The following is a 24,475-nucleotide window of genomic DNA, read 5'->3' on the forward strand; positions in this document are numbered from 1 at the left end:
GGGATGCTCGATATCCAGACCAGCTCCGCCTTGCCCCATGTCACCCACCGCGCGGACTATAGCCCGCCCGACTGGCAGGTGCCCGAGATCGCGCTCGACTTCGATCTCGACCCGGCGGCGACGCGCGTCCGCGCCACGCTGCATGTCCAGCGCGGCGATCTCCACGACCGGCCGCTGCGGCTCGACGGGGCGGGGCAGACCTTGCTGTCGGTCAAGGTCGACGGCGTCGCGACCAACGACTGGACGATCGAGGACACCGTGCTCGTCATCGCGCTCGCCGGATCGGCGCATGTCGTCGAGACCGAGGTCGAGATCGTGCCCGAGCGCAACACGCAGCTGATGGGGCTCTACGCCTCGGGCGGCATTCTGTGCACGCAGTGCGAGGCCGAGGGCTTCCGCCGGATCACCTATTTCCCCGATCGCCCCGACGTGCTCAGCCGCTACAGCGTGCGGATGGCGGCGGACAAGGCGCGCTATCCCGTGTTGCTCGCCAATGGCGATCCGATCGCATCCGGCGACCTGCCCGACGGGCGGCACTGGGCCGAGTGGCGCGATCCCTTCCCCAAGCCCTGCTATCTGTTCGCGCTGGTGGCGGGTGATCTCGCGGTCAATCGCGGCAGCTTCGTGACGATGTCGGGGCGCGACGTGGAGCTCGGCATCTGGGTCCGCGCCGCCGACCTGGCGCGCACCGAGCATGCGCTCGAGGCGCTCAAGCTGTCGATGGCGTGGGACGAGCGCGTCTATGGCCGCGAATATGATCTCGACGTGTTCAACATCGTCGCGGTCGACGATTTCAACTTCGGCGCGATGGAGAATAAGGGCCTCAACGTCTTCAATTCGCGCTACATCCTGGCCGATCCCGACACCGCGACCGATTATGATTATGACGCGATCGCCGCGGTCGTCGCGCACGAATATTTCCACAATTGGTCGGGCAACCGCGTCACCTGCCGCGACTGGTTCCAGCTGAGCCTCAAGGAAGGCTTCACCGTCTATCGCGACCAGACCTTCTCGGCCGACCAGGGCTCGGCCGCGGTCAAGCGGATCGAGGACGTCCGGGGCTTACGCGCCTCGCAATTCCAGGAGGATGCCGGGCCGCTCGCGCATCCGATCCGCCCCGACGAATATCAGGAAATCTCGAACTTCTACACCGCGACGATCTACAACAAGGGCGCCGAGATCATCCGGATGCTCGCGACGATCCTCGGGCCCGACAAATTCCGCGCCGGCACCGATCTCTATTTCGACCGCTTCGACGGCACGGCGGCGACCTGCGAGGATTTCGTCGCCAGCCTCGAGGAAGCGAGCGGGATCGACCTGGTGCAGTTCCGCCGCTGGTACGGCCAGGCCGGGACGCCGCGCGTCACCGCCTCGCTGGAACATCATATCGGATCGGGCCGCGCCGAACTGGTGCTGCAGCAGCGCACGCCGCCGACGCCGGGGCAGGAGCAGAAGCTGCCGGTCGTGCTCCCGCTGCGGCTCAAGCTGTTCGGTGCGGAGACCGGCCATGCCGTCGCGCCCGAGCAGACGATCTTGCTGACCGAGGCCGAAACGCGGATCGTGTTCGAGGACGTCGTCGAGCGGCCGGTGCTGTCGATCAACCGCGGCTTTTCAGCGCCCGCGATCCTCGAGACCGATCGCAGCGCCGCCGATCTCGCCTTTCTCGGCGCGCATGACGATGATCCGTTCGCGCGCTACGAGGCGCTGCAGCAGCTGATGCTCGACACGCTGGTCGCTGCCGCCGGCAACAGCCGCGCTGACACCGCCGCGGTCGTCGCGGCGGTCGCGGGGACGCTCGCCAATCCGCAGCTCGATCCGGCCTTTGTTGCCGAGGCGGTGTTGTTGCCGTCCGAAAGCTTCATCGGCGACCAGATGGCGGTGGTCGATCCCGAGGCGATCTTCCGCACGCGCGAGGCGTTGCGGCGCGAGATCGGGCGCACGCTCGCGCAGGACTGGCGTGCCGCCTATGACGGCGCGCGCGCGCCGACACGCGGCTATGTCTATTCGCCAGAGGCCAAGGGGTTGCGGCGGCTCAAATCGGTGGCGCTCGGCTATATCGCGGCATCGGGGGCGGCGGATGCCGGCGACCTCGCCTTTGCGCAGTTCGAGGCGGCCGACAATATGACCGATCGGCAGAGCGCGCTGACCACTCTGGTGGCGGGCGATTCGGCGCAGCGGACGCCGGCGCTCGACATCTTCTACAATCGCTACAGCGACAATCCGCTGGTACTCGACAAATGGTTCTCGGTGCAGGCGATGGCGCCGCGCGACGACACCGGCGCGATCGTCGCCGAGTTGCTGCGGCACCGCGACTTCACGCTGTCCAACCCCAATCGCGCGCGTGCGCTGATCGGCGCGTTCGGCGTCAACCAGCGTGCGTTCAATGTCGCGGATGGATCGGGCTATCGTTTCTTGGCCGACCAGTTGATCGCGCTCGACCGGATCAACCCGCAGACTGCGGCCAAGCTGATCCCGCCGCTCGGGCGCTGGCAGCGCTACGATGCGGCGAGGGGGGCGTTGATGCGGGCGGAACTGGCGCGGATCGTCCGGACGCCGGGATTGTCGAAGGATATGTTCGAGCAGGCGTCGAAGAGCCTCGACGCCTGAGGATCAGCGTGCGGCGGCGACGTGGCTCGCCGTCGCGGCGTGCGCCGATTCCATCGGGTGCAGCGTGACGAGCGCGAGCGCGCCGAGCGCGAACCCACCGACGAACTTCCACAGGAAATCGGACTTCAAGACGCTACGCATTGCTTCTGACCTTTCGCGTCCGGCCCCGTGCCGATTCGCTGCAGCGCGGCAATCGGCTTCTCGGGGTCGTTTCGCAAGCGATCTATCGGCAACCCAGCGTTAACAGAAACTGACTGTTGGCGCGTTGTACGCGGTGCCCCGTTCCAGCCAGAACGGGGTTGAGAGCCGCCAGCGACCCTAGCGCAGCGCGGCGCAGGCGGTCTGGATCCGCTCGCATGCCTGCGTCAGCAAGGCGTCCGAGGTCGCGTAGGAAATCCGCATCGCCGGCGACAGGCCGAACGCCGCGCCCTGCACCGCCGCGACCTTGGCGTCGTCGAGCAGATAGCCGACGAACGCCTCGTCGGTATCGATCAGCTTGCCCCCGGGCGTCGACTTGCCGATCAGCCCGGACAGCTCGGGATAGACGTAGAACGCACCCTGCGGCCGCGGGCAGGTGATGCCGCTCGCCTGGTTGAGCATCGACACGACGAGATCGCGGCGGCCCTGGAACACCCGCGCCCACTCGGCGAGGAAGCTCTGGTCGCCGTTGAGCGCGCCGGTCGCGGCGGCCTGGGCGATCGAGCAGGGGTTGCTGGTCGATTGCGACTGGAGCTTGGCCATCGCCTTGATCAGCCACGAGGCGCCACCGGCATAGCCGATCCGCCAGCCGGTCATCGCATAGGCCTTCGAGCAGCCATTGGCGGTCAGCGTGCGCTCGTAGAGCGACGGGCAGACCTGCGCGATCGTCGCGAACTCGAAACCGTCATAGAGGATATGCTCGTACATATCGTCGGCGAAGATCCACACGTGCGGGTGGCGTTCGAGCACGTCGCCGAGCGCCTTGAGCTCGGCCGCGCTGTAGGCGGCGCCGGTCGGGTTCGACGGCGAGTTGAGGATCACCCACTTCGTGCGCGGGGTGATCGCGGCCTCGAGCTGCTCGGGCAGCAGCTTGTAGCCCTGCGATGCGCCCGCCGCGACGAACACCGGGGTGCCGCCCGCGAACAGCACGACGTCGGGGTAGCTCACCCAATAGGGCGCCGGGATGACGACTTCGTCGCCGGCATCGAGCGTCGCGACCATCGCGTTGAACAAGGTGTGCTTGCCGCCGACGTTCACCGTGATCTGGTCAGGCGTGTAGTGCAGACCGTTGTCGCGCGCGAACTTGGCGACGATCGCGGCCTTCAGCTCGGGCGTGCCGTCGACATTGGTATATTTGGTCTTGCCGTCGCGGATCGCCTGGATCGCGGCGTCCTTGATGAAATCGGGCGTGTCGAAGTCGGGCTCGCCCGCGCCGAGGCCGATCACGTCGACGCCGGCGCGCTTCAGTTCCTGCACGCGCGTAGTGATCGCGAGCGTGGGCGAAGGCTTGATGCGGGCGAGCGCGGCGGATGGCTGCATGAGAAAGACCTTAGCGGAAATGCCGCGATGCGGCGATGGCGTCGCGCGAGCGCTTATCGCGCCGACGCCGCCCCCGCAACCGCCAGTCGCGCACGAATCAGTCCGCGCAGAGCATTGCCGATGAAAAATTCCTGCGCGAGATCGGCTGCAAACACTGCTCCCTCGACTGCGAGGCCCCGCGCCAGCAGGTCGGCGCGCAATATGCCGGGGAGCAGCCCGTCGGCCAGCGGCGGGGTCACCAGCACGTCGCCGCGTTGCACGAACAGCGAGGTGAAGCTGCCTTCGGTCAGCCGCCCGTCGGGCCGCGCGAAGACGACTTCGTCCGCCCCGCAGGCACGCCGCGCGGAATCGTAGAAGCCGCGGTCGCTGGTCTTGTGGCGCAACCGGATGTCCGCGGGGGGCACGGGCAGCGGGGCGATTGCGACGGTCATCGCGGCCTCGTGCGGCGCGGGCAGCGGCGCGACCTCGATTGCGACTGCGCCGCTCGGGGCGAGCATCAACCGGACCTTGCGCGCGGTTCGCAGTCGGAAGGTCGCCGCCTGCAGTTCGTTGCGCACGCCGTGCCGGTCGAACGCGAACCCGAACGCCGTCGCGCTCGCCGAGAGGCGCTGCAGATGCAGGTCGAGTCGCACGATCCCCTGTTCGGGGTCGAACGCCATCGTCTCGATCAGGTCGAAATGGCGCGGGCTGGGGGCGAGGAAGGCGGTCTTGGCCAGCGCTTCGTCATATTCCTCGGCGACGCGCGAATCGGCGACGATGCCGCCGCCTGCGCCAAAGGTCGCCGCGCGCGCGCCGTGCGGCAGCGTCAGCGTGCGAATCGCGACGTTGAACATCGCGTCGCCCCCGGCATCGAAGCGCCCGATCGCGCCGGTGTAGAGCCCGCGCGGCGCGGCTTCGATCTCGGCGATCGCCGCCATCGCAGCGATCTTGGGCGCGCCGGTGATCGACCCGCACGGGAACAGCGCAGCCAGCACGTCGACCGCATCGGTGTCGGGCGCGATCCGGGCGGTGACCGTGGAGACCAGTTGGTGGACGGTCGGATAGCTTTCGACCGCGAACAGCTGCGGCACCGCGACCGATCCGGCGCGCGCGACGCGGGCGAGATCGTTGCGCATCAGGTCGACGATCATCAGATTCTCGGCGCGCTGCTTGGGGTCGGTGGCGAGCGCTTCGATCGCCTGCGCATCCTCGGTCGGCGTTGCGCCGCGCCGGGCCGTGCCTTTCATCGGGCGGCAGGTCAGCGTCTCGCCGTCGAGCGCAAAGAAAAGTTCGGGCGAGAGCGACAGGATCGTCTCGGCGCCGGTCTCGATCAGCGCGCCAAACCCCGCGCGAGCGGTCGCGCGCAGCCGGGCGTAGAGTGCGCGCGAGTCGCCCAGCACCGGCAGCTCGCCGCGAAAGGTGAGATTGGCCTGATAGAGATCACCGGCGGTGATGTGCGCCTGCACCGATGCGAACTGCGTGGCGTAGCTGGCATGGTCGATCGCGGGCGCGGGGGCACCGCTCCACGCGCCGGCCGGATCGGGCAGCAGCGCAGGCACCATGTCGGGCGCGATCTCCTCATAGCCCGCGAACAGGCCGAACCACAGCAATGGCGCGCCCGTCGCCAACGGCGGGGAGCCGAGCGCCGGTTCGAACGCCGCACCCGCTTCGTACGAGAGGAACCCGGCGGCGTGCAGCCCCGAGTCGCGCGCGACGCGGATCGCTTCGAGTGCCGGGGCGACCTCGACGAGTGTCCGCGCGGCGACGATCCGCACCGGATCGCGATAGAGCCGCGCCGGCGCGGCGCCGTCACGGGCATCGTCGAGCAGGACGTAGGGAGGGGAAAGGCGAGAAATCATAGGCTCAATCGCAGATGCCCCGGCGAGGCGGTCGGGGGCAACCCTTGGTTTTCCGCGGCACCCGCCGTATCTCGGGCGATATGAGCACCCAACCCCCCGTTCCGCCGCTGCGCGCCGCCATCATCCCGGTCACGCCGCTTCAGCAGAATTGCACCTTGCTGTGGTGCACCGCGACGATGCGCGGTGCCTTCGTCGATCCCGGTGGCGATCTGCCCAAGCTGCTCGCGGCGGCGCAGCAGCATGGCGTGGCGGTCGAGAAGATCATCCTGACGCACGGCCATATCGACCATTGCGGCGAGGCCAAGCCGCTCGCCGACCAGCTCGGCGTGCCGATCGAGGGGCCGCACGAGGAAGACCGCTTCCTCACCTGCAGCCTGTCGGAGAGCGGCGCGGACTATGGCATCCCGGGGGTCAATTTCGAGCCAGACCGTTGGTTGGTCGAAGGCGACACGGTAACGGTCGGCGACCTCGTGCTCGACGTCTACGAGACGCCCGGTCACACGCCGGGCCATGTCATCTTCCATCATGGGCCATCGCAGCTGGCGATCGTCGGCGACGTGCTGTTCGCCGGATCGGTCGGACGCACCGACTTTCCGCGCGGCAACCATCCGCAGCTGATCGAATCGATCGTCACCAAGCTGTGGCCGCTCGGTGACGATACCGTCTTCCTGCCCGGCCACGGCCCGGCAAGCAACTTGGCGCATGAGCGGCGCACCAACATGTTCGTCAGCGACGCCGCGCTCGCCGCCTGAGCGTCAGCCGGCCGGCGCCGCGCTGACGGCGGGGACGCTGTGCGTCGGCGGCGCGATGAACGGGAGCGTGACGGCATAGCCGCCGAGGCCGAGCAGCAGCAGGAAGGTGATCGCCGTCCCCGCCTCGCGGCCGAATCGCACGCCGTCCATGCCGAAGGCGTGCGCGAGTCGGGCAAGCAGGAACAGTGCGCTCGCGACCCACAGCCAGATGCTCGAGCGGGTGGTGAATTCGATCAGGCCGATCAGCATCACGATGAAGGGCGCATATTCGACGAAATTGGCATGCGCGCGCATCCGGCGAATCAGCAGTTCGTTGCCGCCATCGCCGATGCTGACCTTCGCCTTGGTACGGACAGCGCCGGTGCGCATCGCCAGCCACAGATTGATGATCGCCGCGGCGCCGGCCGTCACCAGCGTGATCGGCAGCATGATCGAGCCCATCGGTCTTCCCCCATAAATGTCGTTGCGATGGCCCTGGCATTCATTCCCGAAGCTTGCAACGCCGCGCAGAATCGCTATAGCCCGCCATCTTCGCGATTTGTCTGGCATCGGTGCCGCTTGCGCGGCCAACCTCAGGCGTTGGTTGTGGAGAGCCCGGTTCGGGCATATCGCACCTGTCAGACAAGAATAAGGTTTCGCCGAAATGGCCGTCCCCAAAAGAAAAACCACGCCGTCCAAGCGCGGCATGCGTCGCAGCCACGATTCGCTGACGGTCGCCTCGTTCCAGGAATGCCCGAACTGTGGTGAGCTCAAGCGTCCGCACAATCTGTGCCCGTCGTGCGGCCACTATAACGGCCGCGAGATCATCTCGGTCGAAGGCTGATTCGGCGCATCGCTCGAACACGTGAACGGGGAGCGGCCAGCGTGACGAACAGCTCCCGGATCGCGATCGATGCGATGGGTGGCGACGAAGGGTTGGCCGTGATGCTGGCCGGGGTGGCGCGTGCGCGCCGCCGCTTCGAAGACATGCGCTTCATTCTCGTCGGTGACGAAACGGCGGTTGCGGCGGGGCTCGAGCGCCATCCCAATCTGGCCGCCTATTCCGAAATCGTCCACGCCCCCGACGTGATCGGCTCGAGCGACAAGCCGAGCCAGGCGCTTCGTCGCGCCAAGACCACGTCGATGGGAATCGCGATCGACATGGTCAAGCAGGGCCGTGCCGCGGCGTGCGTCTCGTCGGGGAACACCGGCGCGCTGATGGCGATGTCGAAACTGTCGCTGCGGATGATCCCGGGGATCGACCGTCCCGCGCTCGCCGGGCTGATGCCCTCGCTCGGCCCGAACGACACCGTCGTGCTCGACCTTGGTGCCAATACCGAGTGCGATTCGCGCAATCTCATCCAGTTTGCCGTGATGGGCGCAGCCTATGCGCGCACCACGCTCGATCTGGCGCGTCCGCGCGTCGCCTTGCTCAACATCGGCAGCGAGGACCAGAAGGGCACCGAGACGATTCGCGACGCGGCCACCGCGCTGCGCGCCGCGACGCATCTGCCGCTCGATTTCACTGGCTTCATCGAGGGTGACAAGCTCTCGCGCGGCGATGTCGACGTGATCGTCTGCGACGGTTTCTCGGGCAATATCGCGCTGAAGACCGCCGAGGGCACCGCGCGCTTCGTCGCCGATCTGCTCAAGCGCGCGTTCCAATCCTCGACCCGCTCGAAGATCGGCTTCCTGATCTCGAAGCCCGCGACCGATCTGCTGCGCCACCATCTCGACCCCAACAATCACAATGGCGCGGTCTTCCTCGGGCTCAACGGGCTCGTCGTGAAGAGCCATGGCGGCGCCAGCGAGATCGGTGTGTGTACCGCGATCGCCGCCGCGGCAAAGATGGTGCGCGACGATCTGACCCGGCGAATCGCGCAGGATCTGGGCGCGTTCGAACAGAAGGCAGCGTAATGCCCCACATGTCCTTGCGTAGCGTCATCATCGGCACCGGCTCGGCCTTGCCCGCGCGCCGCGTGTCGAACGCCGAACTGGCCGAGACCGTCGACACGTCGGACGAATGGATCGTCGAGCGCACCGGCATCCGCTTCCGCCACATTGCCGGCCCCGACGAGACGACCGCAACGCTCGCCGCCGATGCATGCCGCGCGGCACTCGGCGCGGCGGGCATCTCGGCGCAGGCGATCGACCTGATCGTACTGGCGACCGCGACCCCCGACCAGACCTTCCCGTCGAGCGCGACCAAGGTGCAGGCGATGCTCAGCATCGACGATTGCGTCGCCTTCGACGTCGCCGCGGTGTGCTCGGGCTTCCTCTACGCGCTCCAAGTCGCCGACAGCATGATCCGTTCGGGTGTCGCTACGCGCGCGCTGGTGATCGGCGCGGAGACCTTCAGCCGCATTCTCGACTGGGAGGATCGCGCGACCTGCGTGCTGTTCGGCGACGGCGCGGGCGCGGTCGTGCTCGAGGCGCAGGAGATCGATTCGGCCGATCCCTCCGGGCGCGGCATCCTCGCGACCAAGCTCCATGCCGACGGGCGCCACAACGAATTGCTCTATGTCGATGGTGGCCCCTCGACCACCGGGACCGTCGGCAAGGTCCGGATGAAGGGCCGCGAGGTTTTCCGCCACGCCGTCGTCAATCTCGCCGCGGTGATGACCGAGACGCTCGGGCGCGCCGGGCTGACCGCCGCCGACGTCGACTGGGTGGTGCCACACCAAGCCAATGCCCGTATCCTCGATGCGACCGCCCGCAAGCTTCACCTCGCTCCCGAACGCGTCGTCGTGACGGTCGACCAGCACGCCAATACCTCGGCTGCGTCGGTCCCGCTCGCGCTCGACACCGCTGTCAAGGACGGGCGGATCAAGCAGGGCGACCTGCTGGTACTCGAAGCGATGGGCGGCGGGTTTACTTGGGGTGCCGCGGTGGTACGCTTCTGAAAATTGAGGTTACGGTCTGAAAGTAAGCGCTTTCCCTAGTTAGGGAGCTTGTGGTAACATGACCGAAACGGCCATATTTGAGGAAGGGTAGCGAATGACGACTGCGGGGACACTGACGCGCGCGGACCTGGCGGAAGCACTCCACCATCAGGTCGGGCTGTCCCGAACCGATTCGTCGAAGATGGTCGAACAGATCCTGGGCCACATGTGCAACGCGCTGGCCAAGGGTGACAACGTCAAGATCTCCGGCTTCGGCACCTTCGTGCTGCGCGACAAGGGTGAGCGCGTCGGCCGCAACCCGAAGACGGGCATCGAAGTGCCGATCGCTCCGCGCCGCGTGCTCACCTTCCGCGCCAGCCAGATGATGCGCGACCGCATCGTCGAAGCCGACTGAGCAGTGCCGTGGCGGTGAAGCCCGAGGAACCGGGCTCGCCGTCCGCGGCGGACGCCGGCTCTGACAAAGCCGCGGGCGCGTATCGCACGATCGGCGAGCTGGCGCGCGAGACCGGCCTGGCGCAGCATATCCTGCGCTATTGGGAAACGCGCTTCCCGCAATTGCGCCCGCTCCAGCGCGCCGGCAACCGTCGCTATTACCGGCCCGAGGACGTCGCGCTGGTTCACCGCATCGCCAAGCTGCTCTCGCAGGACGGCTACACGATCCGCGGCGTCCAGCAGGCGCTGTTGGCCGAAGGCAAGCGTGCCGTGTCCCCTGCAATGGGCGCGGCCGATTCGAGCGCGGCGATCGTCGCGGTGCGCGATCGGCTCGCCGCCGCGCTGGCCGACGATTCGCGCGGCGGCTAGCGCTCGCGCGTCGCCGCAAACTTCACCTTGGGATAGCGGTCGGCGACATAGCCGACGTCCCACGCGGTCTTCGCCAGATAGACCGGATTGTTGTCGCGGTCCTTCGCCATCGCCGTACGGTTGAGGTCCATGAACGCCTTGAGGTCAGCCGGATCCGCCGCCGAAACCCAGCGTGCGGTGTCGTACGGCGCCATCTCCAGCCCCGCATCGACCTTATACTCGGCCTCGAGCCGACTGAGCAGCACCTCGAGCTGGAGCTGCCCGACCACGCCGATGATCCAGTTCGAACCGATCTCGGGATAGAAGACCTGCGTCACCCCCTCCTCGGCCATGTCGTCGAGCGCTTTGCGCAACTGCTTGGTCTTGGTCGGGTCCTTCAGCGCAACGCGCCGCAGGATTTCGGGCGCGAAGTTCGGCAGCCCGGTGAAGCGCACGTCGGCGCGCTCGGACAGCGTGTCCCCGACCCGCAGCGTCCCGTGGTTGGGGATGCCGATGATGTCGCCCGGGAACGCCTCGTCGGCGAGCTCGCGCTCGCGTGCGAAGAACAGGATCGGCGAGTGGATCGCGATCGGCTTGCCGTGCCCCGTTGGCGTCAGCTTCATGCCGCGCTTGAAGGTGCCCGAGCACAGCCGCATGAAGGCGATGCGGTCGCGATGGTTGGGGTCCATATTGGCCTGGACCTTGAACACGAAGCCGGTGACGTCGGCACGCTCGGGTAGCACCTCGGCGGGCTCGGCCGGCTGCGGGCGCGGACCCGGCGCGTGGCGGCCGAGCGCATCGATCAGCTCTGCAACGCCGAATTCCTTGAGCGCCGATCCGAAATAGACCGGCGTCTGGTCGCCGCCGCGATACGCCTCGACATCGAACGCGCCATAACCGCCGAGCGCGAGCTCGGATTCGTCCTGGAGCAGCTTCAGGCCCGCCGGGCTCAGCGTCTTGGCGAGCTCGGGATCGTCGAGCCCGGTGAAGCTCAGCGCCTTGCCCATGAACTCGCGGCTCGGCCCCTCGGGCTGGCTCAGGCTGTTGGCGTGGAGATCGTAGACGCCCTCGAAATCGCTGCCCATGCCGACCGGCCAGCTCATCGGCGTGACATCGAGCTGGAGCATCTCGGCAATCTCGTCGAGCAGGTCGAACGGCGGGCGACCCTCACGGTCGACCTTGTTGACGAAGGTAATGATCGGCACCGAGCGCAGCCGGCACACCTCGAACAGCTTCCGCGTCTGCGCCTCGATACCGCGCGCGGCGTCGATCACCATGACGGCCGAATCGACCGCGGTCAGCGTGCGATAGGTGTCCTCCGAAAAGTCCTCGTGGCCCGGCGTATCCAGCAGGTTGAAGGTGAGGCCATTCCGCTCGAAGGTCATCACCGACGAGGTGACCGAGATGCCGCGCTGCTGCTCGATCTTCATCCAGTCCGATCTCGCACGGCGGTTCTGCCCGCGCGCTTTGACCTCACCGGCCAGATGGATCGCGCCGCCGAACAGCAGGAGCTTTTCGGTCAGCGTGGTCTTGCCGGCGTCGGGGTGGGAGATGATCGCGAAGGTGCGGCGGTCGGACGTGTGATTCATCTGCGCGCGATAGCGGTTTACGGCTCCAGCGTCACGTGGATCGCGATGGTCTTCGTTTTCGCGGGTGCGAGCGCGAACACGCCGGGCTTGGCGGTGAAGTCGCCGGTGAAGCCCTCGGGGTCGGCGATGCCGTGCCACGGCTCGATGCAGATGTACGCCGCGCCGGGCTTGGTCCATATGCCGAGCATCGGCGTATCGGGGAAATCGACGCGGAGTTGCGGGCCGGTCTCGGCGCCATAGCGCACGCTCTGCGCGCGGACGCCATCCCAGATCAGCGCGTCGTCGGCGAAGAGGTCGTCGCGCAAGTGCAGCGTGCGATCGGCGTCGAGCGGTGAGGGGCGCTCCTGCGCGGTGATCAGCCCGCCGGGGGTGAGTTCACGCAAGGGCTCGGGCTCGTCGGCGGCGAAGACGATGCGGTGCTCGGCGCGCGATTCGCCATAGGGCAGCGGCCAGGCGAAGGCGGGGTGGAAGCCGAAGCTTGCCGGCAGGGTGCGCTCGGTCTCGCGATTTTCGATCTCGGCGGTGATCGACAGCGTCGCGCCGTCGATCGAAAAGGTGAGCCGCAGCGCGAAGGCGCGCGGATAGACGGCGCGCGTCTCGGCGCTGTCGTCGAGCAGGAACACCGCGCGGGTCGCGCTCTGCTCGACGACCGCGAAGGTGCTCCGCCGCGCGAAGCCGTGCTTGCCCATCGTGTAGCTCTCGCCATCGAGGCGGAGCGTGTCGTCGTTGAGCGCGCCGACGATCGGGAACAGGATCGGCGCATGGCCGGTCCAGAAGGCCGGGTCGGCGTCGGTCATCAGTTCGCGACCATCGGCGTCGCGGAGATGCGTGAGCTCAGCGCCGTAGGGGTTGATCGCGGCGGAGAGTTCGGCCGAGCCGATTTCGATCAGGGCAGCTTCAGGCATCGACAGCATCCTTGATGAGACAGAAGATAGACCTTCCACCGTCACCCCGGGCTCGTCCCGGGGTCCACCGTGCCGCTAACGCAGCAGCCGAAATGTTCGGACGGCGGTGGACCCCGGCACAAGACCGGGGTGACGGCGGAGCAATAGGTTCAGCCGCGCAAGCTCGCGCCGAGCTTGGCGGCGGCGGCCACCACCTTGTCGGCAGTCGCCTTCAGATCGGCTTCGGCAAAGCTCTTCTCGCCCGGCTGCAACGTCACTTCGACGCCGAGGCTCTTATGCCCCGGCTCGACACCTGTCCCGGTGAAGACGTCGAACAGCCGCGCCGCGACGATGCTCGCCTTGTCCGCACCCTTGACCGCGCGCACCAGCGCCTCGGCGGCGAGCGTCTCGGGGACGAGGAAGGCGAAGTCGCGCCGCACCGCCTGCAACGCCGGCGGGGCATAGGCCGCGCGCGCGAAGCCGGTCGAGCGCTTGGCGGGAAGCGCATCGAGATACAGCTCGACCGCCGCGACCGGGCCGTCGAGATCGAACGCGCGCAGCGTCAGCGGATGGACCATGCCGAACGCCGCGAGCACGGTCTTCGGCCCGAGCCGGAGCGTACCCGACTGGCCCGGATGCCACGCTTCGCCCGCATCCCCCATCACCTGCAGATTCTCGACCGGCGCGCCGATCGCGGCGAGCAAGGCGAGTGCCTCGGCCTTGGCGTCGAACGCGTCGAACGCTTTCGCCTTGCCCTCCTGCCAGCCGCGCGCGCGATTTTCGCCGGCGAGGACGACGCCGAGCGTCGGATGCTCGCCACCTGCCAAATAGCGGCGACCGATCTCGAACAGCCGAACGCCCGCAGCACCGCGCTTCATGTTGCGCTCGGCCGCCGAGAAGAGACCGGGCAGCAGCGAGGGGCGCATAACCTTCAGCTCCTCGCTGATCGGGTTGGCGAGCGTCCAGGCGCCGCCACCGATCGCGGTCGCCTGCGCGTCCGAGAGGAAGCTCCAGGTCAGCGTCTCGTTTAGCCCACGCGCGGCGGCCGCGCGGCGCGCACGGCTCTCGAGGCGCTGCTCGGGGGTTGCGGTCGGCTTGGCGACACCGGCCGCGCGCGGGAGCGGGACGGGGGCGACCGAGTCGATCCCCTCGATGCGGATGATTTCCTCGACCAGATCGGCGGGGCCATCGACGTCGCGGCGCGCTGGCGGCGGGAGCACGGTCCAGTCGGCCTCGACGGTGAAGCCGAGCGCCGTCAGGATCGCGCGCTGGCGATCCTCGGCAACGGCGAGACCGCCGAGCGTTTCGGCGAGCGCCGGATCATAGGCGATCCGCTTCCGCTCCAGCGGCGGCCCACCCGAATAGGTCGGCGCGCTGGCGCTGCCGCCGCACAGATCGAGCACCAGCCGCGTCGCGATCGCGAGGCCTTCTTCGAGAAACGCCGGATCGACGCCACGCTCGAAGCGCGAACGCGCGTCCGAGGTCAGCATGAGCGCCTGGCCGGTGCGCGCGATGCGCTCGGGGTCGAAATAGGCGCATTCGATGATGACCTCGGTGGTCTCGGCCGAAACGCCCGAATCCTCGCCGCCCATGATGCCGCCGATGTCGTGGACATGCGCCGCGTCGGCGATCACCGTCATCGTCTCGGCGAGCGTATAGGTCTTGCCGTTGAGCGCGACGACCTGTTCGCCTGCGGTCGCCTTTCGCGCGACCAAGCCGCCCGAGAGCTTAGCGCGGTCATAGACATGCAGCGGCCGACCGAGGTCGAACATCACGTAATTGGTGATGTCGACCAGCGTCGAGATCGGCCGCTGGCCGATCGCGGTGAGGCGGCGGCGCATCCACTCGGGCGCCTCGCCATTGGTGAGGCCGCTGACGCTCTGTGCGAAGAATGCGGGGCAGCCCTGCGCATCGTCGGTGCGCACGTCGGGGCCTTCGCCCACGCCCTCGACCGGCGCATAAGCGAGCGGCTTGGCCGTGCCGAGCCCGGCGACGACCAGGTCCATCGCGATCCCGCGCACGCTCATGCAATCAGGCCGGTTGGGGAGCACGTTGATGTCGATCACCGCGTCATTGAGACCGGCATAATCGGGATAGGCCATCCCGATCGGCGCATCGGCGGGAAGCTCGATGATGCCGTCATGGTCCTCGCCGAGCTCGAGCTCGCGCGTCGAGCACATCATGCCGTTCGATTCGACGCCGCGGATCGCGGTGACCTTGAGCACCATGCCGTTCGACGGCACCGTCGCGCCTGACGGGCCGAACACGCCGACGAGGCCTGCGCGCGCATTGGGCGCGCCGCAGACGACCTGGAGCGGGCCGTCCCCGGCGTCGACCGAGAGCACCTGCAATTTGTCCGCCTGCGGATGCGGCGCGGCGCTGAGCACCTTGGCCACCCTAAACGCGGCGAGTGTCGCGCCGCGGTTCTCGACGCCTTCGACCTCGAGGCCGATGCGGGTCAGCGTCTCGACGATCGTGTCGAGCGATGCATCGGTGTCGATATGCTGCTTGAGCCAGTCGCGGGTGACCTTCATGCGCCGACTCCCTGGCTCAGCGTGGGCACGTCGAGTGCCGAGAAACCGTAATGCTTCAACCAGCGCGCATCGCCCTCGAAGAACGGCCGCAGATCGTCCATCCCGTATTTGAGCATCGCGAGCCGATCGACCCCGACCCCGAAGGCGAAGCCCTGCCACTCCTTGGGATCGAGCCCGCACGCCTCGATCACCTTGGGATGGACCATTCCACTGCCGAGCAGCTCCATCCAACCCTCCGAGCCGCCGAGCGTACGGCGGCCCTTGACCGTGGTGTAGCCGACATCGACCTCGGCCGACGGCTCGGTGAAGGGGAAATAGCTCGGGCGCAGCCGGAGCACGATGTCGTCGCGCTCGAAGAACGCCTTGAGGAAGGTCTCGAGCGTCCATTTGAGATGGCCGAGCGTGATGCCCTTGTCGATCACCAGCCCCTCGATCTGGTGGAACATCGGCGTGTGCGTCGCGTCCCAGTCCGAGCGATAGACGCGGCCCGGCGCGATGATGCGGATCGGCGGCTCCTGGCTCATCATCGTGCGGATCTGCACCGGCGAGGTGTGCGTGCGCAGGACCTTGGCCTCTTCACCCTCGGCAGCGTTGAGATAGAAGGTATCGTGCATCGCGCGCGCCGGATGGCTCTCGGGCATATTGAGCGCGGTGAAATTGTGCCACTGATCCTCGATCTCGGGACCGGTCGCGACCGCGAAGCCCAGATCGGCGAAGATTTCGGCGAGTTCGTCCATCACCTGGCTGACCGGGTGGACCGAACCGTGCGGCGCCGCTTCAGCAGGAAGCGTCATGTCGAGCGTCTCGCTGGCGAGCCGCGCGTCGAGCTCGGCGCGGTCGAGCGCAGCCTTGCGCGTCGTGATCGCGGTCGTGACCGCCTCGCGCAAGCCCTGGATGCGCGGCCCCTGCACCTGGCGCTCGTCGGGCGACATGCCGCCGAGCGTCTTGAGCAGCGCGGTCACGCTGCCCTGCTTGCCGAGGCCCTGCACCCGCACCGCGTCGAGCGCATCGAGCGTCGCCGCCGCATCGATCGCGGCGAGCAGGTCGGTCTTTATCTGGTCGAGGTCGGTCATCGCTTGTCCGTTCGTGCTGAGCCTGTCGAAGCACCGCTCTTCGTCAGGCTGGCGTTAGAAGAAAGAACAGGGCTTCGACAAGCTCAGCCCGAACGGGAGTTGGGATCGCGTGCAAAGAAAAAGGGCGCCGGTGTTGCCACCGACGCCCCGATCTTGTCTCGCAACAGGTCGCCGTTAGGCGGCCTGGGGCAGAGCCGCCTTTGCCTGCGCGATGATGACGCTAAACGCGGCACCCTCGTGCATCGCCAGATCGGCGAGGACCTTGCGGTCGAGTTCGACGCCGGCGAGCTTCAGGCCGTGCATGAACACGCCATAGGTGAGGCCCTCGACGCGGACAGCCGCGTTGATGCGCTGGATCCAGAGCGCGCGGAAGTTGCGCTTCTTAACCTTGCGATCGCGATAAGCGTACTGGCCGGCCTTCTCGACAGCCTGACGGGCGATACGGATCGTGTTCTTGCGACGGCCATAATAGCCCTTCGCCAGATTGAGGATCCGCTTGTGCTTTGCGTGGGTGGTTACACCCCGTTTTACGCGTGCCATTCTCTAATTCCTTCCGCTCAGCCGAGACCGTAAGGCGCCCACGCCTTGACGGTTGCCGTATCGGCCTTGGACAGCAGCTTGGTGCCGCGGTTCTGACGGATGTACTTGCTGTTGTGGCTCATCAGTCGGTGACGCTTGCCGGCGACGCCATGCTTCAGCAGGCCGGTTGCGGTGAGCTTGAAGCGCTTCTTGACGCCGCTCTTCGTCTTGAGTTTGGGCATTTTCGTCCTTTCCAAATATGCGACGATCTATGAACGGCCACGGCAGCCCATACCGGCCGGGCAGTTCCTCTTACTCGCAGGAGGAGCGGCGCATACGGGAGAGTCGCGCGAAAGGCAAGCTGCGCTAGCGCCGCCGATATGCGGCGATCGCGCCTTCCGCCAGCAGCACGGTGACCGCCCCGATCGCATAGGCCACGAAATCGCGGGGATCGTAGTGCGTGCCGAACAGCACGCGCGCGACCCGGCTGTGCCCCAGGCCGATGCGATCGACCAAGTGGAACGCCTGCCCTACCTCGATCGCGCAGGCGATCGCGAACGCCACGCCAGCGGCGAGTGGCGCCCGCACCGGCAGCGCCGCGCGCAGCAGCAGATAGACGAAGGCGACCGCGAGGCTGTCGCCGAGATAGGGTCGGATCACCGCGTCGTTCAGGTACAGCGCGATCACCACCTCGATCGCGAACACGACGAGGGCGGCAAGCGCGTACCTCGTGCGCTGCCCGCTCAATGCCCGCGGCAGGCGAGCGCCTCGAGAATTTCCTCGATCCGCGCCGGGTCGCCCGCCGCGACGACCTCGCCGACCGAATCGGCGGTGAGCGGATCGCCCTGCCAGTCGCACATCCGCCCGCCCGCGCCCTCGACCACCGGGACCAAGGCGGCGAAGTCGTGGAGCTTCAACTGCGCCTCGACCACCACGTCGAGCCAGCCGCTCGCGACGCAGCCATAATTGTAGCAATCGCCGCCGAGCACCGTGCTCATCACCGCGCCGTCGAGATGCTCGAAGGCATGGAGTTGCGAATCATCGAACAGAGCGGGCGAGGTCGTCGCGAGCAACGCCTTGCCGAGATCGGCGCAGCGCCGCGTCGCAGCGGGCTTGCCGTTGAACAGCGTCGGCTTGCCCATCACCCCGGTCCAGCGCTCGCGCAGGATCGGCTGGTCGATCACCCCCATCATCGGCCAGCCCTCGATCACCAAGGCGATCAGCGTACCGAAAATCGGCCGCCCTGAAATGAAGGCGCGCGTCCCGTCGATCGGGTCGAGCACCCAGGCGCGACCGCTGGTGCCCTCCTTGACGCCATATTCCTCGCCGATGATCGCGTCGGCAGGAAAGGCGCGCTCGATCAGCGCGCGCATCGCCCCCTCGGCGGCGCGATCGGCGAGCGTCACGGGCGAGGCATCGTCCTTCGCCTCAAGTCCGTACTCGCTGCGGTAAAAGGGGCGGATCGCCGCGCCCGCCGCATCGGCAAGGGCGGCGGCAAGGGCAAGATCGGTGTCGGTGACGCGCATCGCCTGTGCCTAGAGCCGCCGGCCGCGTTTCGCCAGCCCGCGCGTGTCGTCGTCGGCAGTTTGGGGGGGGGCGCTTCACTCCGCCACTATGGGTATCCCGTTTCTGCCCCGACCGGCCCCGCGTCGCTTTTCTGCGCGGGCGGTCACCCAAATTTAGCAGTTTCGTCGTAGCTCAGCGATGCAAGCGCGCAGCAGGGCCTGCAGCGCTTGTAGCAGGTATTGAGGGACTGGGAGTCGATGGAGCTGGCAAGCGAGACACGGCTGGTTGCGGTCGAGCACCGTCTCGAGCAGGTCTTCGACCGCATCCGCGCATTTCTCGCGCTGCACCGGCTGAGTGCGGATCCGGCGCATTACGCGTTCGCGCACGACGTCATATGCCAGCCAGAGGGCGCGCTGGCGCGCTCGGTCGCGGCACTGACGGAGGGCGGGATCCGCCTGACCGCGCGCGACATCCAGATGCTCGGCGGCACGGTGCCGACCTCGGAGGCAAGTTACGTGGCGACGCTGTCCGACGGCCTCGTCGCGCAGACGCAGATGCAGGTCGAAGGCTTCAACGACATGGTTCGCTCGATGCGCGCGGAGACCGAGGGCTTCGGGCGCGATCTCGCCGCCAGTGCCGATGCGCTGCGCGGTGGCCAGAGCAGCGACGAGCTGGCGCGCCTGACCTCGGTCATGCTCAGTCGGGTGCAGGCGGCCGAAGCGCGGTTGCAGGAGGCCAATAGCGAGGCCGAGCAGCTGCGGGCCAAGCTCGAGGAGGCGCGCGGCGATGCGCGCCGCGATCCGCTTACCGGCTTGCCCAATCGGCGCGCGTTCGAAGAGGCCTTTGCCCGGCACAGTACCGCCCCGGTTCCGCTGTGTTTGGCGGTGTGCGATGTCGATCGCTTCAAGCGCGTCAACGATCAGTTCGGCCATTCGGTCGGCGACCGTGTACTCAAGGCGATCGCCAGCGCGTTGCAGGAGGCGTGCCCGGGGCACTTCGTCGGCGCTATGGCGGCGAGGAGTTCGTCATCCTGTTCATCGACATGGATCTCGCGATGGCGCAGGCGACGCTCGAGGCAGCGCGGCTGACTGTCGCGGCCAAACGCTATCGTCTGCGCGAAAGCGATGTGCCGCTCGGTGCGGTAACCTTCTCGGCCGGCCTTTCGCCGGCGGTTCCGGGCGAGTTGCTCGGGTCGGTGTTCGGCCGTGCCGACAAGCTGCTCTATGCGGCCAAGGATGCCGGTCGCAACCGGATGTGCGCCGCATAGCAAAAATTACCGACTTTTGGTGCGATGTGCCGATCGCTAGTCGGCGTCAGTCGGTGAAGCGGTAGAATATCCCTATAAAACAGTATATTAGAAAACTGGCACGGTCTCTGCAGAACTCTTTGTATCGGCGGCCGGATGGTCCGGATCGCCAGATAGCAAAGGGAACAGTCTCATGTCGCTCAACTTCGAATCGCTCCAGCGCGTCGCCGTCTCGCTCGTCGCTGCGCTCGCCCTCACCGCCGTGCTGGCCTCGACCGCCGTCTCGCTCGCTCCGATCGCCTGATCGGAGCGGGTAACCGCTGGCGCGCCGAGACGGCCCCAATCGCTTAAAAAGGCACTGCAATGTTCCGCTGACAAACGCTCCAACTCCGCTTAGGCTGCGGGTCGGAGAGTGTGTATGTTCCGATCGCGTCTTTCGACCGTCCTTGCGTTGGCCATGGTGCTGACCGGCTGTAGTGGTGGAGGCGGGGGAACGAGTGGATCGACCCCGACGGCGACAACGCCGACGCCCGCGCCAAGCGCCAGCGCGACCAGCGTCGCGAGTTGTACACTGCGCGATCGCCAGGATTGGGCCGCTGCGCAGCTGCGCGAATGGTACCTCTTCCCCGACACCTTGCCCGCCACGCTCGATCCGACGCCCTACACCAGCGTTTCTGCCTATATCGATGCCCTGACAGCGACCGCACGCGCGCAGCGCAAGGATCGCTTCTTCACCTATCTCACCTCGATCGCCGGGGAAGACGCCTTCTACGCCAGCGGATCCAGCGCAGGCTTCGGCTTCCGCCTGTCGATCGACGCAACCGCACGCCGCGCGTTCGTCGCCGAAAGCTTCGAGGGCACCTCCGCGCTCAACAACGGGGTCGACCGCGGCGCCGAGATCATCGCGATCGGCACCAGCGCGAACGATCTGCGAACGGTCGCTTCGATCATCGCGGCACAAGGCGGCGCCGGGGTGACCGATGCGCTCGGGCCGAGCACGACCGGCACGCTGCGCGTGCTGCGCGTGACCGACGCTTCCGGGACACGCGATGTCACGCTCAGCAAGGCCGACTATGCGCTGGCCCCGGTGTCGATTCGCTACGGCGCACAGATCCTCACCGATGCCGGACAGAAAGTCGGCTATCTCAACCTGCGCACCTTCATCTCGACCGCAGACCCCGCGTTGCGCTCCGCCTTCGCATCGTTCCGCGCGGCCGGTGTGACGAACGTCATCGTCGACATGCGCTACAATGGCGGCGGGCTGGTCTCGATCGCCGAGTTGATGAGCAATTTGCTCGGCGCCAACCGATCGACCGCCAACGTTATCGACTACATGACCTTCCGGCCCGAGAAGTCGTCGAACAACACCACCGCCTTCTTCGTGCCGCAGCCCGAATCGATCGCGCCGACGCGGGTCGCCTTCATTGGGACGACCAGCACCGCCTCGGCGAGCGAGCTCGTGATCGCGGCGCAGATTCCGTATCTGCGCGCCAATGCCGGGCTGATCGGCACCAATACCTTTGGCAAGCCGGTCGGCCAGATCGCGCTCGACCGGGCACAATGCGACGATCGGCTGCGTGTGATCGCCTTCGCGCTGCAGAATGCCGATCGGCAGGGGGCCTATTATGACGGGCTTGCCAGCATCGTGCCGGCGAGTTGCCAGGCGGGCGACGATCTCACCCATCCGCTTGGCAGCCCGCTCGAAAGCTCGACGCGCGCCGCGCTCGATTTCATCGCCGGGCGCAGCTGCACGCCGATCGCAGGCACGGTCGCGGCATCGTCGTCGGCGCGCTCGCTCCGCGCCGGCGCGCCGTCGAGGCCGCTCGAACTGCTGACGCCCGACCATCCGGACACGGTGCAACGCGAGGTCCCGGGCGCATTTTGAGGAGGGGGTTCGCCGGACGCGAAGGGGGGCACGTCCGGCGTGCTGCATGAACGGCCTTGCCGCTTAGAGGTTGCCGCCCGCGTGAATAAAATCGCGTTAACCTCGCTCAATCCGCCCGCGCGCTTTGATGCGGACGCCGACGGGCATTCCGGCTAGAGGGGTGCGGGGCCTTCCGCCCCGGTCAGGAACGATCATGGCCAAGAGCCAGAAGAAATCGAACAAGGAAGTGCGCAAGCCCAAGGCCGAGAAGGCGCCCAAGGCCAATGCCTCGAACCCGACCAGCAAGGGCCAGCCGGTCCCGATGGTCACGATCAAGAGCTGATCATGAGCGAAACAGACAGCTATGTGTATGACGAGGCGAGCGGCGAGTGGGTCGCTGCCGCCGGGGCTGCGGTCGCGACCGACGACGAGAGCGTCGTCGTGCGCGATTCGGTCGGCAACATCCTGGCGGATGGCGATCAGGTCACGCTGATCAAGGACCTCACCGTCAAGGGCGCCGGGCAGACGCTCAAGCGCGGCACGCTGATCAAATCGATCCGGTTGACCGGCGACGCGCAGGAAATCGACTGCCGCTACGACGGGATCAAGGGCCTGGTGCTGCGGGCCGAGTTCGTCCGCAAGCGCTGAGCCGGCGATGATCGACGCCACGATGCTCGATCCGAGCTGGCGCGCGGCGTTGCGCGATGCGCTCGCCGCGCCGTCGATGGTCGCGCTGGAGCAGTTTCTCGAGCGCGAGGCGGCGGCCGGGGGCGCGCTGTTCCCCGCCGCCGACGACCGGCTGCGCGCGCTCGCGCTGACCCCGCTCGATGCGGTGCGCGTGGTGATCCTCGGGCAGGATCCCTATCATGGCGCGGGGCAGGCGCACGGGCTGAGCTTTTCCGTCCTGCCCGGCGTCAAAGTCCCGCCGAGCCTGCGCAACATCTACAAGGAGCTGGCGAGCGATCTCGGCATCGCGCCGCCCGACCACGGCTTCCTCGAGCCTTGGGCGCGGCAGGGCGTGCTGCTGCTCAACGCGGTGCTGAGCGTTCGCGCGGGCGCTGCCGGATCGCATCAGGGCAAGGGGTGGGAGGATTTCACCGACGCGGTGATCGCGCAGGTCGCCGCGAACGACGCACCGACGGTGTTCCTGCTGTGGGGCAGCTATGCGCAGAAGAAGGCGCGTTTCGTGCGCGACGTCAGCGAGGGCGGGCGGCATCTCGTGCTCAAGGCGGTCCACCCGTCGCCGTTGTCGGCCTATGCGGGCTTCTTCGGCAGCCGTCCCTTTTCGCAGGCCAATGCCTTCCTCGTCGCGCACGGCCGCGCGCCGATCGACTGGGCGCTGCCGCCGCTCGCCTGACGGCTGTGCTTAACGCGTGTGGGTCAGTCGACCGCTGCGCGCAGCGTCGCGCGCACGCCCGCGCGGCCGGTGTCATATTCGACATTGCTCTGCAGGCTCTGCGCCATCGCGCGGATCAGCTTGGTGCCGACCCCGGTCCCGCGCGGCGCGGCATCGGCGACCATGCCGACGCCGTCATCCTCGACCGCGAGCCGGAAATGCCCGTCACCGTCACCCGCGAGCGAGACGCGCACTTCGCCGCCGCTCGCCGGATAGGCATATTTGCAGGCATTGCTGACGAGCTCGGTAACGATCACGCCGAGCGACACCGCGCGATCGGTCGACAGCCGAATTGGATCGGCGGCAAGCGACAGCCGGCGCGGCGCGGCGGGCGTCGACCAGGTCTCGCCCAGCTCGTCGACCAGTGCGCCGAGATATTCGCGCATGTCGACCTGCTCGACATCGTTGCTGGTGTAGAGCCGGCGATGGACCTGCGCGATCGCCGCGATCCGCCGCTGCGTATCCTCGAGCGCACGCCGCGCGCTTTCGTCGGCGAGCGCGGTCGACTGCATCCGCACCATCGCCGAGACGATCTGCAGCGAGTTGGCGACGCGGTGATTGACCTCGCGCAGCAACGCCTCGAGCCGGGCGTTGCTCGCGCGCAGCTGGTCCTCCGCCGCGGCCTTGTCGCGCTCGAGCGCGGCGCGTTCGAGCACCTGGCCGAACGCGCTCGCCAGCAAGTCGAAGAAGTCGGCGCCGACGGTCTTCACGACATAATCGGCCGCGCCCGATTTGAGCGCGGCGACCGCGATGCGGCCCTCTTCGGACCCGGTGACATAGACCACCGGCGGCATCCCCGGCAGGATGCGGAGTCGCTCGAGCGTCTCGAGCCCGTCCATTCCCGGCATATAATGGTCGACCGCGATCAGGTCGAACGGCTGCCCCGCGGCAAGCGCGGCCTGCGCCAGCGCGATCCCCTCGGCGCCTCCCTCGGCGACGGTCAGCCGATAGCCGTGGCGCGCGAGCGTGCGCATCGCGAGCCGCCGCAACCCGGCATCGTCGTCGATGTAGAGGACCGCAGGACCGGCCGTCTCGCTCATCCCTTGGGCTCGAGGTCGGGCACCTGGATCACCGACAGGAACAGCCCGAGCTGGCGGATCGCCTGCGCGAAGCTCTCATAATTGACCGGCTTGGTGATGTAGACGTTGCAGCCCAGATCGTAGCAGCGCTGAATCTCGACCTTGTCGTCGGTGGTCGTCAACACCACCACCGGCGTGCGGCGCAGCGGGCCGTCAGCCGACTTGATCTTCGCCAGAATGTCGGTCCCGCTCATGTCGGGCAGGTTGAGATCGAGCAGCACCAGCGCCGGGCCGTTATGCTGCGGCCCCTCGTCGCTGTTGAACAGATAGTCGAGCGCGGTCGTGCCATCGGTGAAATGGGTGATCGCGTTGAGGATTCCTGCGCGCCGGATGTTCTTCTCGATCAGGCGGGCATGCCCCTCATCGTCCTCGATCATCACGATGCTGACGCTCTTGTGGTCGGTCATG

General features: G+C 67.5%; 27 protein-coding genes. 13 read left to right on the forward strand and 14 right to left on the reverse strand.

Annotated elements, in window-relative coordinates; genetic code table 11:
- The first annotated feature begins 3 nt into the window (after positions 1 to 3).
- The gene (pepN, locus tag U1872_RS12010) at positions 4 to 2,607 is read left to right on the forward strand and encodes an aminopeptidase N (RefSeq protein ID WP_332793628.1); all 2,604 of its coding nucleotides are present in this window, start codon (positions 4 to 6) and stop codon (positions 2,605 to 2,607) included.
- A gap of 3 nt (positions 2,608 to 2,610) precedes the next feature.
- Here pepN and U1872_RS12015 read toward each other — a convergent pair whose 3' ends face one another.
- From U1872_RS12015 to pabB, 3 genes are all read right to left on the reverse strand, one after another.
- Entirely contained in the window at positions 2,611 to 2,748 is a 138-nt protein-coding gene (locus U1872_RS12015) for a hypothetical protein (protein WP_332793130.1), read from the reverse strand.
- Positions 2,749 to 2,925: 177 nt separating this feature from the next.
- Complete coding sequence (locus U1872_RS12020; protein WP_332793131.1) at positions 2,926 to 4,125, reverse strand: pyridoxal phosphate-dependent aminotransferase; 1,200 nt, start codon at positions 4,123 to 4,125, stop codon at positions 2,926 to 2,928.
- Positions 4,126 to 4,178: 53 nt separating this feature from the next.
- Complete coding sequence (gene pabB / locus U1872_RS12025) at positions 4,179 to 5,963, reverse strand: aminodeoxychorismate synthase component I (RefSeq protein WP_332793132.1); 1,785 nt, start codon at positions 5,961 to 5,963, stop codon at positions 4,179 to 4,181.
- An 80-nt stretch (positions 5,964 to 6,043) separates the two neighbouring features.
- Between pabB and U1872_RS12030 the strand changes: the two genes are divergently transcribed.
- Complete coding sequence (locus U1872_RS12030) at positions 6,044 to 6,715, forward strand: MBL fold metallo-hydrolase (RefSeq protein WP_332793133.1); 672 nt, start codon at positions 6,044 to 6,046, stop codon at positions 6,713 to 6,715.
- 3 nt (positions 6,716 to 6,718) lie between these two features.
- Here U1872_RS12030 and U1872_RS12035 read toward each other — a convergent pair whose 3' ends face one another.
- Positions 6,719 to 7,156: an MAPEG family protein gene (locus U1872_RS12035; protein WP_332793134.1), complete on the reverse strand. Its 438-nt coding sequence runs from the start codon at positions 7,154 to 7,156 to the stop codon at positions 6,719 to 6,721.
- A 202-nt stretch (positions 7,157 to 7,358) separates the two neighbouring features.
- Here U1872_RS12035 and rpmF point away from each other — a divergent pair, with 202 nt between their 5' ends.
- The 5 genes from rpmF (at position 7,359) to U1872_RS12060 (ending at position 10,398) form a co-directional block, all read left to right on the forward strand.
- Positions 7,359 to 7,538: a 50S ribosomal protein L32 gene (gene rpmF, locus U1872_RS12040; protein ID WP_176497702.1), complete on the forward strand. Its 180-nt coding sequence runs from the start codon at positions 7,359 to 7,361 to the stop codon at positions 7,536 to 7,538.
- Between the two features lie 41 nt (positions 7,539 to 7,579).
- Positions 7,580 to 8,611: a phosphate acyltransferase PlsX gene (plsX, locus tag U1872_RS12045; protein WP_332793135.1), complete on the forward strand. Its 1,032-nt coding sequence runs from the start codon at positions 7,580 to 7,582 to the stop codon at positions 8,609 to 8,611.
- 8 nt (positions 8,612 to 8,619) lie between these two features.
- Positions 8,620 to 9,597, forward strand: a complete 978-nt coding sequence (locus U1872_RS12050) for a beta-ketoacyl-ACP synthase III (protein ID WP_332793629.1) — start codon at positions 8,620 to 8,622, stop codon at positions 9,595 to 9,597.
- A 94-nt stretch (positions 9,598 to 9,691) separates the two neighbouring features.
- The gene (locus tag U1872_RS12055) at positions 9,692 to 9,991 is read left to right on the forward strand and encodes an integration host factor subunit alpha (RefSeq protein WP_332793136.1); all 300 of its coding nucleotides are present in this window, start codon (positions 9,692 to 9,694) and stop codon (positions 9,989 to 9,991) included.
- 8 nt (positions 9,992 to 9,999) lie between these two features.
- Positions 10,000 to 10,398: a MerR family transcriptional regulator gene (locus tag U1872_RS12060; RefSeq protein WP_332793137.1), complete on the forward strand. Its 399-nt coding sequence runs from the start codon at positions 10,000 to 10,002 to the stop codon at positions 10,396 to 10,398.
- On the opposite strand, the gene U1872_RS12065 is transcribed toward U1872_RS12060, so the two are convergent.
- The 8 genes from U1872_RS12065 to hisN all read right to left on the reverse strand — a co-directional run bounded on the left by U1872_RS12065 (position 10,395) and on the right by hisN (position 18,502).
- Positions 10,395 to 11,966, reverse strand: a complete 1,572-nt coding sequence (locus tag U1872_RS12065) for a peptide chain release factor 3 (RefSeq protein WP_332793138.1) — start codon at positions 11,964 to 11,966, stop codon at positions 10,395 to 10,397. The two genes, U1872_RS12060 and U1872_RS12065, sit on opposite strands and share 4 nt — an antisense overlap.
- A 17-nt stretch (positions 11,967 to 11,983) precedes the next feature.
- Positions 11,984 to 12,871, reverse strand: a complete 888-nt coding sequence (locus tag U1872_RS12070; RefSeq protein WP_332793139.1) for an aldose 1-epimerase family protein — start codon at positions 12,869 to 12,871, stop codon at positions 11,984 to 11,986.
- Positions 12,872 to 13,020: 149 nt separating this feature from the next.
- Entirely contained in the window at positions 13,021 to 15,384 is a 2,364-nt protein-coding gene (pheT, locus tag U1872_RS12075) for a phenylalanine--tRNA ligase subunit beta (protein WP_332793140.1), read from the reverse strand.
- A complete protein-coding gene (gene pheS / locus U1872_RS12080; protein ID WP_332793141.1) occupies positions 15,381 to 16,457 on the reverse strand; it encodes a phenylalanine--tRNA ligase subunit alpha in 1,077 nt (358 codons plus the stop codon). The genes pheT and pheS overlap by 4 nt, the downstream gene beginning before the upstream one ends.
- Positions 16,458 to 16,631: 174 nt before the next feature.
- Positions 16,632 to 16,997 carry a 50S ribosomal protein L20 gene (gene rplT / locus U1872_RS12085; RefSeq protein ID WP_133191094.1) on the reverse strand — a complete coding sequence of 122 codons (366 nt, stop codon included), beginning with the start codon at positions 16,995 to 16,997 and terminating at the stop codon, positions 16,632 to 16,634.
- Positions 16,998 to 17,014: 17 nt separating this feature from the next.
- On the reverse strand, positions 17,015 to 17,218 hold the full coding sequence (gene rpmI / locus U1872_RS12090; RefSeq protein WP_010184218.1) for a 50S ribosomal protein L35: 204 nt from the start codon (positions 17,216 to 17,218) through the stop codon (positions 17,015 to 17,017).
- Positions 17,219 to 17,342: 124 nt separating this feature from the next.
- Entirely contained in the window at positions 17,343 to 17,681 is a 339-nt protein-coding gene (locus tag U1872_RS12095) for a ribosomal maturation YjgA family protein (RefSeq protein WP_332793142.1), read from the reverse strand.
- A gap of 38 nt (positions 17,682 to 17,719) precedes the next feature.
- Entirely contained in the window at positions 17,720 to 18,502 is a 783-nt protein-coding gene (gene hisN / locus U1872_RS12100) for a histidinol-phosphatase (protein ID WP_332793143.1), read from the reverse strand.
- A 237-nt stretch (positions 18,503 to 18,739) separates the two neighbouring features.
- Between hisN and U1872_RS12105 the strand changes: the two genes are divergently transcribed.
- The 6 genes from U1872_RS12105 to ung all read left to right on the forward strand — a co-directional run bounded on the left by U1872_RS12105 (position 18,740) and on the right by ung (position 22,949).
- Positions 18,740 to 19,570, forward strand: a complete 831-nt coding sequence (locus U1872_RS12105; RefSeq protein ID WP_332793144.1) for a GGDEF domain-containing protein — start codon at positions 18,740 to 18,742, stop codon at positions 19,568 to 19,570.
- Positions 19,537 to 19,749 carry a hypothetical protein gene (locus U1872_RS12110; RefSeq protein WP_332793145.1) on the forward strand — a complete coding sequence of 71 codons (213 nt, stop codon included), beginning with the start codon at positions 19,537 to 19,539 and terminating at the stop codon, positions 19,747 to 19,749. Before U1872_RS12105 ends, U1872_RS12110 begins: the two co-directional genes overlap by 34 nt.
- 397 nt (positions 19,750 to 20,146) lie before the next feature.
- Positions 20,147 to 21,613, forward strand: coding sequence for a S41 family peptidase (locus tag U1872_RS12115; protein ID WP_332793146.1), 1,467 nt, complete (start codon positions 20,147 to 20,149; stop codon positions 21,611 to 21,613).
- Between the two features lie 193 nt (positions 21,614 to 21,806).
- Entirely contained in the window at positions 21,807 to 21,935 is a 129-nt protein-coding gene (locus U1872_RS12120) for a hypothetical protein (RefSeq protein ID WP_268249508.1), read from the forward strand.
- 2 nt (positions 21,936 to 21,937) lie between these two features.
- On the forward strand, positions 21,938 to 22,240 hold the full coding sequence (locus U1872_RS12125) for an alkylphosphonate utilization protein (RefSeq protein WP_332793147.1): 303 nt from the start codon (positions 21,938 to 21,940) through the stop codon (positions 22,238 to 22,240).
- A gap of 7 nt (positions 22,241 to 22,247) precedes the next feature.
- On the forward strand, positions 22,248 to 22,949 hold the full coding sequence (gene ung / locus U1872_RS12130; protein ID WP_332793148.1) for a uracil-DNA glycosylase: 702 nt from the start codon (positions 22,248 to 22,250) through the stop codon (positions 22,947 to 22,949).
- A 23-nt stretch (positions 22,950 to 22,972) separates the two neighbouring features.
- Here ung and U1872_RS12135 read toward each other — a convergent pair whose 3' ends face one another.
- Both U1872_RS12135 and U1872_RS12140 read right to left on the reverse strand, forming a co-directional pair.
- Positions 22,973 to 24,028, reverse strand: a complete 1,056-nt coding sequence (locus U1872_RS12135) for a sensor histidine kinase (RefSeq protein ID WP_332793149.1) — start codon at positions 24,026 to 24,028, stop codon at positions 22,973 to 22,975.
- Positions 24,025 to 24,474 (reverse strand): response regulator, encoded by a 450-nt coding sequence (locus U1872_RS12140; RefSeq protein ID WP_332793150.1) that lies wholly within the window; start codon positions 24,472 to 24,474, stop codon positions 24,025 to 24,027. Before U1872_RS12140 ends, U1872_RS12135 begins: the two co-directional genes overlap by 4 nt.
- Position 24,475: the final 1 nt, after the last annotated feature.

Source organism: Parasphingomonas frigoris (assembly GCF_036663815.1).
Taxonomy (GTDB): Bacteria; Pseudomonadota; Alphaproteobacteria; order Sphingomonadales; family Sphingomonadaceae; genus Sphingomonas.

Bases quoted from the DNA above. Each gene is read 5' to 3' on its own strand.
- pabB (WP_332793132.1), bottom strand. From the start codon at position 5,963: ATGATTTCTCGCCTTTCCCCTCCCTACGTCCTGCTCGACGATGCCCGT.
- U1872_RS12050 (WP_332793629.1), top strand. From the start codon at position 8,620: ATGTCCTTGCGTAGCGTCATCATCGGCACCGGCTCGGCCTTGCCCGCG.
- U1872_RS12125 (WP_332793147.1), top strand. From the start codon at position 21,938: ATGAGCGAAACAGACAGCTATGTGTATGACGAGGCGAGCGGCGAGTGG.
- U1872_RS12015 (WP_332793130.1), bottom strand. From the start codon at position 2,748: ATGCGTAGCGTCTTGAAGTCCGATTTCCTGTGGAAGTTCGTCGGTGGG.
- rplT (WP_133191094.1), bottom strand. From the start codon at position 16,997: ATGGCACGCGTAAAACGGGGTGTAACCACCCACGCAAAGCACAAGCGG.
- U1872_RS12070 (WP_332793139.1), bottom strand. From the start codon at position 12,871: ATGCCTGAAGCTGCCCTGATCGAAATCGGCTCGGCCGAACTCTCCGCC.
- U1872_RS12030 (WP_332793133.1), top strand. From the start codon at position 6,044: ATGAGCACCCAACCCCCCGTTCCGCCGCTGCGCGCCGCCATCATCCCG.
- hisN (WP_332793143.1), bottom strand. From the start codon at position 18,502: ATGCGCGTCACCGACACCGATCTTGCCCTTGCCGCCGCCCTTGCCGAT.
- U1872_RS12105 (WP_332793144.1), top strand. From the start codon at position 18,740: ATGGAGCTGGCAAGCGAGACACGGCTGGTTGCGGTCGAGCACCGTCTC.
- pheT (WP_332793140.1), bottom strand. From the start codon at position 15,384: ATGAAGGTCACCCGCGACTGGCTCAAGCAGCATATCGACACCGATGCA.
- U1872_RS12020 (WP_332793131.1), bottom strand. From the start codon at position 4,125: ATGCAGCCATCCGCCGCGCTCGCCCGCATCAAGCCTTCGCCCACGCTC.
- U1872_RS12120 (WP_268249508.1), top strand. From the start codon at position 21,807: ATGGCCAAGAGCCAGAAGAAATCGAACAAGGAAGTGCGCAAGCCCAAG.
- U1872_RS12035 (WP_332793134.1), bottom strand. From the start codon at position 7,156: ATGGGCTCGATCATGCTGCCGATCACGCTGGTGACGGCCGGCGCCGCG.
- U1872_RS12110 (WP_332793145.1), top strand. From the start codon at position 19,537: ATGGCGCAGGCGACGCTCGAGGCAGCGCGGCTGACTGTCGCGGCCAAA.
- rpmF (WP_176497702.1), top strand. From the start codon at position 7,359: ATGGCCGTCCCCAAAAGAAAAACCACGCCGTCCAAGCGCGGCATGCGT.
- U1872_RS12055 (WP_332793136.1), top strand. From the start codon at position 9,692: ATGACGACTGCGGGGACACTGACGCGCGCGGACCTGGCGGAAGCACTC.
- rpmI (WP_010184218.1), bottom strand. From the start codon at position 17,218: ATGCCCAAACTCAAGACGAAGAGCGGCGTCAAGAAGCGCTTCAAGCTC.
- pepN (WP_332793628.1), top strand. From the start codon at position 4: ATGCTCGATATCCAGACCAGCTCCGCCTTGCCCCATGTCACCCACCGC.
- pheS (WP_332793141.1), bottom strand. From the start codon at position 16,457: ATGACCGACCTCGACCAGATAAAGACCGACCTGCTCGCCGCGATCGAT.
- U1872_RS12135 (WP_332793149.1), bottom strand. From the start codon at position 24,028: ATGAGCGAGACGGCCGGTCCTGCGGTCCTCTACATCGACGACGATGCC.
- U1872_RS12065 (WP_332793138.1), bottom strand. From the start codon at position 11,966: ATGAATCACACGTCCGACCGCCGCACCTTCGCGATCATCTCCCACCCC.
- U1872_RS12140 (WP_332793150.1), bottom strand. From the start codon at position 24,474: ATGACCGACCACAAGAGCGTCAGCATCGTGATGATCGAGGACGATGAG.
- U1872_RS12115 (WP_332793146.1), top strand. From the start codon at position 20,147: ATGTTCCGATCGCGTCTTTCGACCGTCCTTGCGTTGGCCATGGTGCTG.
- ung (WP_332793148.1), top strand. From the start codon at position 22,248: ATGATCGACGCCACGATGCTCGATCCGAGCTGGCGCGCGGCGTTGCGC.